The following is a 10,252-nucleotide window of genomic DNA, read 5'->3' on the forward strand; positions in this document are numbered from 1 at the left end:
GGTGAGCACCGTACTGAAAAGCAGCGCGGAGGAAACTCCCGCCGGCGCCCCATCAAACTCGGCCGCCCCCAAGCGGGGGCTGGGTTCACGGATGAGGCGGCTGAACGTCCCAGCAGGCCTGGGCGGCTGGATCTGGCTGGCCATCATCATCATTCCGGTCTACTACGTGGTGATCACCAGTCTGAAGACGCAGGCAGGCTACTTCGGCCAGAATCCGCTGGCCCTGCCCACAGAGCCAACCTTGGAAAACTACCAGATGGTCCTTGAGGCCGACTTCGCGAAGTACTTCATGAACAGCACCATCGTCACGCTGGGTGCCGTCATCCCGACGGTGCTGATCTCCTTCATGGCCGCGTTCGCAATAGTCCGGGGCAAGGGCAGGTTCCTCAAACTGGTCAACGGCATGTTCCTGATGGGACTGGCAATCCCGCTGCAGGCAACCATCATCCCGATCTACCTGATGATCATCCGCCTAAATCTTTACGACAGCCTGCTGGCACTCATGCTTCCCTCCATTGCTTTTGCCATCCCGTTGACCGTGCTAATCCTGTCCAACTTCATCCGCGACGTTCCGAACGAACTGTTTGAGTCGATGCGGCTGGATGGGTGCAGTGAATGGCAGACCATGTGGCGGCTTGCCCTGCCGCTGACCCGCCCTGCGATCGTGACCGTCGCCATCTACAACGGCCTGCACGTCTGGAACGGATTCCTGCTTCCGCTGGTCCTCACCCAGAGCCCTGGCCTGCGCGTCCTTCCCTTGGCGCTGTGGACCTTCCAGGGTGAATACAGCGTCAACATCCCGGCCGTGCTTGCCTCGGTGGTACTCAGCACCCTGCCAATCCTGGTGCTTTACGTGGTGGGCCGCCGCCAGTTGCTTAGCGGCCTCACCGCCGGATTCAGCAAGTGATACACGGACCGTCAGAAAGGAGACACGCATGACCACCGCAAAGCCACTGCGCGTCGGCATGGTGGGTTACGCCTTCATGGGTGCAGCCCACTCCCATGCCTGGCGTACCGCACCACGGTTTTTCGACCTTCCGCTGCAGCCCCAGCTCACGGCGGTCGCCGGTCGGAACGCCGACGCCGCCAGGGCAGCCGCTGACAAGCTGGGCTGGAACTCGGTCGAGACGGACTGGCGCCGACTGATCGAGCGAGACGACATCGACCTGATCGATATCTGCACACCCGGCGACACCCATGCCGAGATCGCGATCGCTGCCCTCGAGGCCGGCAAGCACGTGCTGTGCGAAAAGCCGCTGGCGAACTCCGTGGAGGAGGCCGAGCGGATGACCCTCGCTGCAGAGGCCGCCGCCAAGCAACGCATCATGTCCATGTGCGGCTTCAGTTACCGCCGCACACCCGCCCTGGCCCTGGCAAAACGGTTCGTGGAGCAGGGCAGGCTGGGCGAGATCCGCCACGTCCGGGCGCAATACCTGCAGGACTGGCTCTCTGACGCCAGTGCGCCCATGACCTGGCGGCTGGACAAGAGCAAGTCCGGGTCCGGGTCCCTCGGCGACATCGGGGCGCACAGCATCGACGCCGCCCAGTGGGTGGCCGGCCAGAGCATCACCGGCGTCTCGGCGCTGCTCGAAACGTTTGTCCCGGAACGCCCGCTGGCCGGCGACCTCGTGGGCCTGGGCGGGCACGGCGACCTCAGCGGCGACGTGCCCCGCGGGAAAGTCACCGTGGATGACGCCGCCGTCTTCAGCGCAAAGTTCGACGGCGGCGCTGCTTCAACCGGTGCGATCGGCGTCTTTGAAGCGACGCGTTACGCGCTGGGCCGGAAGAACGCCATGCGCCTGGAACTGAACGGCACCAAGGGCTCCCTCGCCTTCGATTTTGAGGACATGAACGTGCTGTCCTTTTACGACGCCGCGGAGTCCCCGGACGCTGGCTTCCGCCGGATCTTAGTCACCGAACCTGAGCACCCGTACGTCGGCAACTGGTGGCCCACAGGCCATGGCCTGGGCTACGAGCACGGCTTCACCCACCAGGTGGTGGATCTGGTCACGGCAATCGGCGAGGGTCGCCAGCCGGAACCGTCCTTCGCGGACGCCCTGCAGGTCCAGCGGGTCCTGGCCGCCGTGGAGGCCAGCGCCTCGAACTCCAGCCAGTGGCAGAAGGTCTAGGACCGTGAAAACAGGAGAAGGAGCGCCCATGGCACGACCCATCACGCTTTTCACCGGACAATGGGCCGACCTGCCGTTCGAGGAGGTGGCCCGGCTCGCCGGCGAGTGGGGCTTTGACGGACTCGAGATCGCCTGCTGGGGCGACCACCTGGACCCCCGCCGGGCGGCGGAGGACGACGACTACCTCCAGGGACGGCTGGACATCCTGGAGAAGAATCACCTGAAAGTCTTCGCCATCGCCAACCACCTCACCGGGCAGGCTGTGTGCGATGACCCCATCGATGAACGGCACCAGGGCATACTCACCGCGGAAATCTGGGGCGACGGCGAACCCGAAGGAGTCCGACACCGGGCCGCCGAGTCCATGAAGGACACAGCACGGGCAGCCGCTCGCCTCGGGGTGAAGACCGTGACGGGCTTCACCGGCTCTTCCATCTGGAAGGCCGTGGCCATGTTCCCGCCAGCCTCCGAGGCAATGATCGACGCCGGGTACCAGGACTTCGCGGACCGCTGGAACCCCATCCTGGACGTCTTCGACGAGGTGGGGGTCAGTTTCGCCCTGGAGGTCCACCCGTCCGAAATCGCCTACGACTACTGGACGGCCAAGCGCACCCTGGAGGCGATCGGGCACCGCACCAGCTTCGGGCTGAACTTCGACCCGTCCCACTTCATCTGGCAGGACCTGGACCCCGTGATGTTCCTGCAGGACTTCGCGGACCACATCCTCCATGTGCATGTTAAGGAATCCGTCCGCCAGCTCGATGGCCGCAACGGCCGCCTGGGCTCCCATCTGGCCTGGGCCGATCCCCGTCGGGGCTGGGACTTCGTCACCGCCGGGCACGGGGACGTGCAGTGGAACCGGATCTTCAGGACCCTGAACGCCATCGGCTACGACGGACCCACCAGCATCGAATGGGAAGACGCCGGCATGGACCGGCTTATCGGCGCACCGCAAGCGCTGGCCATGGTCAAGGAACTTGCCCGGATCGCCCCGCCTGCAGCCGCTTTCGACGCCGCCTTCTCCAGCCGCTGACCCTATCTTTCCGGGCCTACAGGGCCGGCAGCCAAACAAAAGGAAACCCCAAAATGACAGAACGCAAGAACGCCCTGGTGGTCCGCGGCGGCTGGGACGGCCACCAGCCCTACGAGGCCACCGAACTCTTCATTCCATACCTTAAGGACAACGGATACGACGTCCGGGTCGAGGAGTCGCCCAAGGTCTACGCCGACGCCGTGTACATGGCAGGGGTGGACCTGATCATGCAGTGCATGACCATGACCACCATCGAAAAGGACGAGTTCGCCGGGCTGCGGACCGCCGTCGAAAACGGCACCGGCCTGGCCGGCTGGCACGGCGGCATCGCCGACTCGTACCGCAACAACTCGGACTACCTGCACCTGATCGGCGGCCAGTTCGCCTGCCACCCCGGCAAGCACCCGGATGAGTGCACCGGCGGGCAGCCCGACAACTACGTGCCATACACGGTTAACATGCTCCCCGCCGCCACTGAGCACCCCATCACGAAGGGCATCACGGACTTCGACTTGGTCACCGAGCAGTACTGGGTGCTCTCTGACGACTACATCGATGTCCTTGCCACCACCACCCAGAAGGTCCGCGAGTGGGATCCCTGGAACCGGGACGTCACCTCACCGGCCATTTGGACCCGCCAATGGGGTAAAGGCCGCATCTTTGTCGCCACCCCGGGCCACCGGGTCGAAATCCTGCAAGATAGCAATGTCCGCACCATCATCGAAAGGGGTTTGCTGTGGGCAAGCCGTTGAACGTAGGAATTATTGGCTGCGGCAAGATCGTTGCTCAGTACCTAACCAACTTCCGCAGGCTGGAGCAGGTGCGTCTGGTGGCTGTTGCAGACCTCGACACCGCCCGCGCACAGGAGGTCGCAGACACCTATGAAGGTGTCCGGGCCGTATCAGTCGATGAGCTGATTGCCGCCGAGGATGTCGACCTCGTCCTCAACCTCACCATCCCCGCCGCCCACGCCGAAGTTGCGCTCAAGGCCATCGCGGCCGGCAAGAGCGTTTACGGAGAGAAACCGCTCGCTGCCACTACCGAGGAGGCACTGCATGTCCTGGCTGCCGCCCGCGAAGCCGGCGTTGTTGTGGGCTGCGCGCCGGACACTGTACTGGGTACCGGCATCCAGACAGCCAGGAAGGCCATCGACGACGGTGTGATCGGTTCCCCGATCGCCGCCATGGCCACCATGGTCACCCCCGGTCACGAGCGCTGGCACCCGAACCCGGACTTCTACTATCAGCCCGGGGGCGGACCGCTTCTGGACATGGGCCCCTACTACGTCAGCGCCCTCGTGACGCTGCTGGGCCCGGTGGTCTCCGTGATTGGCGCCGCCAGCCATACCCGCACCGAACGGACTATCGGCTCCGGTGAGCGTGGCGGGCAAGCAATTCCGGTGGACATCGACACCCACGTCACCGGTGTCTTGATACACGCCTCGGGGGCGCTTTCGACCCTTGTCATGAGCTTCGACGCCGTCCAGAGCAAGTCCCCGAATATCGAAATCCACGGCGAGAAGGGTTCGCTCTCCGTTCCTGATCCCAACCACTTCGACGGCGACGTGCAGCTATTCCGGCTCGGAGGTGAATCGTGGGAAACCCTCCCGGTGTCCGCCGGATACATCGACTCGGGGCGCGGTTACGGGATCGCGGACATTGCGGCAACACCGGACGGTGAGGAACCGCGTGCCGGTGGGGCGTTAGCGTTCCACGTGCTCGAAGTGATGGAATCCGTACTCGCGTCCGCGCGCACCGGAGCCTCAATCCCGATTGCCAGCACGGTCGAGCGCCCATCCGCCGTCGAACTGGCGGATCTGGCCGCACTTCCCCAGGAAATCAACTCCTAGGACTGACAAGTACCTTACGAGTGCTCGTCCGCATGAGTGCGGTCAAGCCTCCCAGCCGCGAGCGGACCTTCTGCGTGAGATCAATCGGTCAAGCGCAGAAGGTCCGGCTGTGCTGCTATTGGGGAAAGCAGAGCGCGGGCAGATCGCTCATTGGGGAAGCGCGGGCAAAGCGGCCGAGCATCGATCTATTGGACTCGGTCTATGACGGCGTTGGCGGCAATATCCTGCGGCACCCGGAGCCCATAGGTGCCCGTCAGCTCATGGATGATTCCGGCGGCCAACTGGTCCGACGGGGCATTGATTCCATGGGGCATCCTGCTCCGGCCCCGGCTGGCCAGAGCCCCCGCAATATGGCGCCCCGCCGGGCCGTTGAGGCTGCGCCCGAGGATCACCTCAAGGAGACGGTTCGCCGGGTCTCCGACGTGGCACGCTTGGCGCCCTTGCGGCGGACATTCACCGCGTGCAGGTTGTCGGGACCGCCGGCGAACACCAGGCGTCGGCGGCCCAGGTCAATGAGGTGGCGGGCTGCGAGATAGCCGCCATGTTCTTCATCGACCAGTACGCTGCGGCAGTCCGTGCGGCCCACGGCGTAGTTGACGAAGACGATGTTCCGCCCGTGGCGGCGAACCCGGTCCACGCCGTCCAAGCCTGCGTCCAGCGGAGCAAGAACTATCCCGGCGACGCGGGCCTCATCAAAATATCGAGGTAGCCTTCCTGCTTCTGCAGGTCGACGTCCCTGTTTGCCAACAGCAGCGAATGCCCGTTCTCATGCGCCGCGCTTTCAGCACCGCGCGCAATGTCCACGAAGAGTGAGTTGCCAACATCCGTCAGGGCCAGGCCAATCGTTCTGCTGCTGCCCGCCGCCAAAGAACGCGCCGCCGAATTACGGACATAGCCCAGCTCGTCAATAGCAGCATGGACCCTCAACCGCGTTCGTTCCGCGACGATTTCTGGTTTGTTCAGCGTTGCGGTTCATGTCTCCGACAAGCGTTGACATGATGTGCCCTTTGGCCGATGCCAATTGCCCTTTGCTGTCCATGACGAGTGTGAAAGTGTTCTGCATGCCACCGTCCACTTGGGCCACCACGTTGTAGGTGACGCTGGCGACGGGCTTGTTCAGTTCCGGGGACCATGCGCCCTTGACCCCGGCGTAGGTGTCCAGACGGGTCACGGTACCCGGCTCATCGGTGTAGTACTTCTCGACGGTGTTCTTGTCCACCACACCGGCTTCGTCCTTCATCAGGCTGCGGTGTTCAACGATGTACTCGGTGTTGGGTCTCAGCCCTCCCCGGTCAGCGAAGTTCTCTTTGCGGTGGATCGGGAACGCACTGTCGCCGTGACGGAGTACAACGGTGTCGGTGACGTGGGCGGGCTTGGTGAAAGGCTCGGGCCTGATCAGGTCGTTCGTGACCGAGGCTGCGCCTGCCGTGGGGGCCTTAGGCGGAACGAAGGCCGGCGGGTTGTTCGCCCGGATCGAGCCGGCTTTATTGTCCAGCCAGTCGGCCGCTATGGGACCGCCGGCAATGGGCCACAGCTCCATTGGCAAGAGCAAAGCCGGTTCGAGGCAGTGCATCGTCCACAGTACGGATGCCATCGGCCGTTGCGGCGAGTCCCGTACCGACGGCGCGCTTGGCCGCTGTCAGGTTTTCCGCAGCTGTGGTCTTGACTGTGTCCAAAGCGGTGAAAACTCCGACCCGCATTTTGGTCATGTTATCCAGGACCTTTGCCGTCGTTTCCGGCATGACTATGTCCGACACTTTAAGGGCCAGGGACCCTGGCTTGGTGAGCAACGTGCTGGTGCTGTACAGGCCCTGGGCAGTGCTGCCCAGCGTTGTGGAGAGTTTGCCCAGCCGGGCGCTGTCCATCGTGGCGATGCTTAGTCTGTCCGCGGCCAGACCTGCTTTCCCCGTCATGGCCCCGGTCTTAGCACTCAGCCATCCTTTAGAGCGCGGCGCGGCCCGACTCGCGGACTACGGGTCCGGCGAGCGGCCGACCTGCGGCCTCGACTTGTCCGCCGTTGTGAATTGCGCACGCGATCGCATGCGCACCCACCCCTGACCCGGCTGCGGGCAAGTTCGTCTTCGCCGGCTCAGACCGGGCCTGTTTGAGCGTTGGGCTCCCGTGACAAAATAGGAGTGTCGCACATCGCCGCATTTGCGCACGCTGGCACTGAGGACCGGAAATGAAGAAAGAGCTGAAGGACGCCGCGGACGCGGTCGAGGACGCATCGAACTCCAGGGCTCTCGTGATCGCCGCCAGGGCAGGTTTTGCCGTAAGCGGCGTGTTGCACGTTCTGACCGGGTCCGTCGCTATCCAGTTGGCCTCCGGCAAGGCCGGACAGGCGGACCAAGGCGGGGCCGTCGCCCAGCTCGCCGCCCAGCCCGCGGGACTGCTGCTGCTATGGACGGGATTCGCTGCCTGTGTGGCGCTGGCGCTCTGGCAAACCGGTAACGCCGTATTCGCCTACGGTCAGATGGAAGCCAAGAAGAAGATAGGGAAGAAACTTTCCGCCGCAGGCAAGGCGGTAGTGTTCGCCGTCATCGCGCTGACGTTCGCTGCCTCGGCAAGCGGAAACAGCAAGAACAGCGGACAATCCACCAGCGATTTCACGATCTCAATCATGAAAGCACCCGGGGGTGCGTTCCTGCTGATCGCCATCGGGGCCGCGATCGCTGTCGTCGGCATTGTCTTCGTGGTCCTCGGATGCAAGGCATCGTTCAAGAAGGATCTGCGGCTGCCGTCCTCGGGCACGGGCCGGTCCGTTGTGACGGGGCTGGGCGTGGTCGGCTACGTAGCCGAGGGCATCGCACTGTTTCTGGTGGGACTGCTGGTCATCATTGCCACAGTTAACGCCCACCCTCAGGAGTCCACCGGCTTGGACGGCGGATTGAAGGCCCTGCGCGAGCAGCCCTACGGAGTTTATATGCTGACCGCCGTCGGCGCCGGTCTGATCTGTTATGGCCTCTACCTGATGGTGAAGGCCAAAATCGCGCGGATGTAAGCCGCCCGCCGACGCGGCCGGCAGCACCAGGTAGTACCAGAGCACAAGGGCGTCCCACCAGGTCGCCTCCGCTGCAGTCATGCGGCGCTCCGACTGATATCCGTTGAGGAACGCGGTCCGGACCTCAGGCGATACAGGGCCCCAGTCCCGAAACGCGTTCCGAGCATGACCGCCGATCGCGCCAGCTCGTCGATCCGATGTTCGAATCGGGCACCGCAAGGGTTCCACGGATAAGGGCGCCAGAAAACAGTAATGGCGGCTAAGGTCGGACGTCAGCCGAAACTGAGATCTTTCATTGCTCCCTTATGGATCCGACAATCCCAAGTCCGTGGATTTTGTGCTGGTGATCTAACAATTGGCGGCGAGGCCGGCATGGAGGCAATCCTGAGTGTCTAGGCAGCTCTCTAAGCACCGATGGCTGAGATGGCGTAGTGCGCGATGCGCAGTAGGTCGTCTTCGGTGGCTCCGTCACGGGCTTGCTGGCTCATCCCTTGGAGTGTTGCGCCGACGAAGGCGGCCATGGCGTGGGTGTCGGTGTCGTGGGCAATGATTCCGGCGTCGCGATCGCGGGTGAGTGTTTCGGCCATAGCGAGAATGTTGTCGTTGCGCATTTTTGACAGTCGGTCTGCGACGTGGCGGTTCGCGGCCGTCACCGCGACTGCCGAGCTGATCACCAGGCACCCGCCAGGGAATGTTGAAGATGGGTAGTGAGCGGCGGCTTCGATGAGGAGCCGGCGCATCAGACCGATCCCGGTGTCTTCTTCGTCGAAGGCGACTGACATGAAGCTCCCGTGGGTGGCGTTGTAGTGGTCAACCACCGAGAAGAACAGGTGTTCTTTGGATCCGAAGGCTTTGTACAGGCTCGGTGGATTGATTCCCATCGCCTTGGTGAGCTCGGCGAGGGACGCGCCTTCGTAGCCGCTGTCCCAGAAGACCAGTGTCGCTGACTCCAGGGCCTCGTCGATGTTGAATTTTCGTCCTTGACCTGCTTTTCCCGACACCATCGTCCCTTCGTTGATTCACCCTCGCAAAGCTCCCCAACGCCGGATATACATTCCAGTCTCCCCTACGAAAGCGTATGGCCTCTGTGGCCAGTGTCACTTGAAAGACTCTGACATCTTTCTTGTAGTGATCGCTATACGTATGCAAGTATCTCACTCATGACCGAAACATACAAAGACCACATTGCCGTTGTTACCGGAGCCAGCCGCGGGATCGGCGCAGCAATCTCCACACGACTCGCTGCCGCTGGATTGACCGTCGCAGTCCACTACGGGCGGGACGAGGACGCTGCGGCCTCGGTAGTTGCCTCCATCGAGGCCACGGGCGGGAAAGCTTTCCCGTTCCAGGCAGATCTCGCAGTCGATACCGCCGCGCAGGACTTCTGGGCGTCTTTCGACAAGGCCACCGCCGGTGCCGGTGTCCTTGATCAGCCCGTCCAGGTTCTGGTCAACAACGCCGGCGTAACGCTCCGCGGACCCATCGAGGAGTTCAGCCGCGAGGATTTCCTCACCCAGCAGGCGGTTAACGTCAACGCACCCTACTTCATCGTCAAGGAAAGCCTCTCCCGTATTCCGGACGGCGGCCGCATCGTGAACATCTCTTCCGGGGTCACTCGCATCGCGTTCCCCGAGATCATTGGGTACGCGCTCACCAAGGGTGCCATCGAAGCCTTCACCCTCACGCTGGCCAAGCACCTCGGCCCGCGAGAAATCACCGTCAACTCCGTAGCTCCGGGAGTGGTGGACACCGACATCAACGCCGAGTGGCTCCGCGGAAACGACGAAGCCCAGGCTGGTGTCGCTGCGAGCAGCGCCCTGGGCCGGGTAGGTCAGCCCGATGACATCGCCGGCATCGTGGCCTTCCTCGCCTCCGACGAAGCCCGCTGGGTCACCGGCCAAAAGATTGACGCCACCGGCGGCACCAACCTCTAACCCGGCACTAACCACCCAGGACACCCACAGTGTCCGGACGCATCGCATCACATTTCAGGGGGAATCATGAGGCATCCCGCCTGGCAATTCGCCTTCGGCACAAAAGTGCGGCAGACAACGAATGATACCTGCCACACTCTCGGCCGCGTGGGCTCGAAGAGCACCGGGGCTCCTCGCGTCCGGATGCCCGCTGCGCCCTTCATGCCTGCGTTTTGGCAGGCGGCCTAGGTGTATTGACCTGAGAGGTTAGTGACGCGGCTGGCCGGTGGCTGACCTTTGAGTGAGGTGTGGCCTCGGTGATGATTG

The 10,252-nt window shown here is 63.4% G+C and carries 12 protein-coding genes; 7 read left to right on the forward strand and 5 right to left on the reverse strand.

The window, feature by feature from the left end:
- The first annotated feature begins 1 nt into the window (after window position 1).
- The 5 genes from CXQ91_RS22720 to CXQ91_RS22740 are packed head-to-tail and all read left to right on the forward strand — an operon-like array spanning window position 2 to window position 5,011.
- Entirely contained in the window at window positions 2-907 is a 906-nt protein-coding gene (locus tag CXQ91_RS22720; RefSeq protein WP_104176123.1) for a carbohydrate ABC transporter permease, read from the forward strand.
- Between the two features lie 28 nt (window positions 908-935).
- Window positions 936-2,129 (forward strand): Gfo/Idh/MocA family protein, encoded by a 1,194-nt coding sequence (locus tag CXQ91_RS22725; protein WP_104176124.1) that lies wholly within the window; start codon window positions 936-938, stop codon window positions 2,127-2,129.
- A 28-nt stretch (window positions 2,130-2,157) separates the two neighbouring features.
- Window positions 2,158-3,162: a sugar phosphate isomerase/epimerase gene (locus CXQ91_RS22730; RefSeq protein ID WP_104176125.1), complete on the forward strand. Its 1,005-nt coding sequence runs from the start codon at window positions 2,158-2,160 to the stop codon at window positions 3,160-3,162.
- Window positions 3,163-3,215: 53 nt separating this feature from the next.
- Window positions 3,216-3,914: a ThuA domain-containing protein gene (locus CXQ91_RS22735; protein ID WP_104176126.1), complete on the forward strand. Its 699-nt coding sequence runs from the start codon at window positions 3,216-3,218 to the stop codon at window positions 3,912-3,914.
- Window positions 3,899-5,011 carry a Gfo/Idh/MocA family protein gene (locus CXQ91_RS22740; RefSeq protein WP_104176127.1) on the forward strand — a complete coding sequence of 371 codons (1,113 nt, stop codon included), beginning with the start codon at window positions 3,899-3,901 and terminating at the stop codon, window positions 5,009-5,011. The genes CXQ91_RS22735 and CXQ91_RS22740 overlap by 16 nt, the downstream gene beginning before the upstream one ends.
- A gap of 388 nt (window positions 5,012-5,399) precedes the next feature.
- On the opposite strand, the gene CXQ91_RS22750 is transcribed toward CXQ91_RS22740, so the two are convergent.
- From CXQ91_RS22750 to CXQ91_RS24625, 4 genes are read right to left on the reverse strand one after another with little or no spacing between them, the layout of a single operon-like run.
- A complete protein-coding gene (locus tag CXQ91_RS22750) occupies window positions 5,400-5,648 on the reverse strand; it encodes a hypothetical protein (RefSeq protein WP_258074234.1) in 249 nt (82 codons plus the stop codon).
- Window positions 5,649-5,680: 32 nt separating this feature from the next.
- Window positions 5,681-5,938, reverse strand: a complete 258-nt coding sequence (locus CXQ91_RS22755) for a LacI family DNA-binding transcriptional regulator (RefSeq protein WP_181039014.1) — start codon at window positions 5,936-5,938, stop codon at window positions 5,681-5,683.
- The gene (locus CXQ91_RS22760; protein WP_104176131.1) at window positions 5,916-6,551 is read right to left on the reverse strand and encodes a hypothetical protein; all 636 of its coding nucleotides are present in this window, start codon (window positions 6,549-6,551) and stop codon (window positions 5,916-5,918) included. The genes CXQ91_RS22755 and CXQ91_RS22760 overlap by 23 nt, the downstream gene beginning before the upstream one ends.
- Window positions 6,496-6,924 (reverse strand): hypothetical protein, encoded by a 429-nt coding sequence (locus tag CXQ91_RS24625; protein WP_146072419.1) that lies wholly within the window; start codon window positions 6,922-6,924, stop codon window positions 6,496-6,498. Before CXQ91_RS24625 ends, CXQ91_RS22760 begins: the two co-directional genes overlap by 56 nt.
- A gap of 269 nt (window positions 6,925-7,193) precedes the next feature.
- Here CXQ91_RS24625 and CXQ91_RS22770 point away from each other — a divergent pair, with 269 nt between their 5' ends.
- Window positions 7,194-8,012 carry a DUF1206 domain-containing protein gene (locus tag CXQ91_RS22770; protein ID WP_104176133.1) on the forward strand — a complete coding sequence of 273 codons (819 nt, stop codon included), beginning with the start codon at window positions 7,194-7,196 and terminating at the stop codon, window positions 8,010-8,012.
- Window positions 8,013-8,416: 404 nt separating this feature from the next.
- Here the strand turns inward: CXQ91_RS22770 and CXQ91_RS22775 are convergent, their stop codons facing one another.
- Window positions 8,417-9,016 (reverse strand): TetR/AcrR family transcriptional regulator, encoded by a 600-nt coding sequence (locus CXQ91_RS22775; RefSeq protein WP_258074235.1) that lies wholly within the window; start codon window positions 9,014-9,016, stop codon window positions 8,417-8,419.
- A gap of 156 nt (window positions 9,017-9,172) precedes the next feature.
- On the opposite strand from CXQ91_RS22775, the gene CXQ91_RS22780 reads away from it, so the two are divergent.
- Entirely contained in the window at window positions 9,173-9,946 is a 774-nt protein-coding gene (locus CXQ91_RS22780; protein ID WP_104176134.1) for an SDR family oxidoreductase, read from the forward strand.
- Window positions 9,947-10,252 lie beyond the last annotated feature (306 nt).

It is taken from the genome of Arthrobacter sp. Y81, assembly GCF_002929335.1.
In the GTDB taxonomy this organism is placed as follows: domain Bacteria; phylum Actinomycetota; class Actinomycetes; order Actinomycetales; family Micrococcaceae; genus Arthrobacter.

Excerpts from the sequence above, each read along its gene's own strand:
- CXQ91_RS22725 (WP_104176124.1), top strand. The coding sequence starts at position 936 with ATGACCACCGCAAAGCCACTGCGCGTCGGCATGGTGGGTTACGCCTTC.
- CXQ91_RS22730 (WP_104176125.1), top strand. The coding sequence starts at position 2,158 with ATGGCACGACCCATCACGCTTTTCACCGGACAATGGGCCGACCTGCCG.
- CXQ91_RS22735 (WP_104176126.1), top strand. The coding sequence starts at position 3,216 with ATGACAGAACGCAAGAACGCCCTGGTGGTCCGCGGCGGCTGGGACGGC.
- CXQ91_RS22760 (WP_104176131.1), bottom strand. The coding sequence starts at position 6,551 with ATGGAGCTGTGGCCCATTGCCGGCGGTCCCATAGCGGCCGACTGGCTG.
- CXQ91_RS24625 (WP_146072419.1), bottom strand. The coding sequence starts at position 6,924 with ATGACGGGGAAAGCAGGTCTGGCCGCGGACAGACTAAGCATCGCCACG.
- CXQ91_RS22770 (WP_104176133.1), top strand. The coding sequence starts at position 7,194 with ATGAAGAAAGAGCTGAAGGACGCCGCGGACGCGGTCGAGGACGCATCG.
- CXQ91_RS22775 (WP_258074235.1), bottom strand. The coding sequence starts at position 9,016 with ATGGTGTCGGGAAAAGCAGGTCAAGGACGAAAATTCAACATCGACGAG.
- CXQ91_RS22780 (WP_104176134.1), top strand. The coding sequence starts at position 9,173 with ATGACCGAAACATACAAAGACCACATTGCCGTTGTTACCGGAGCCAGC.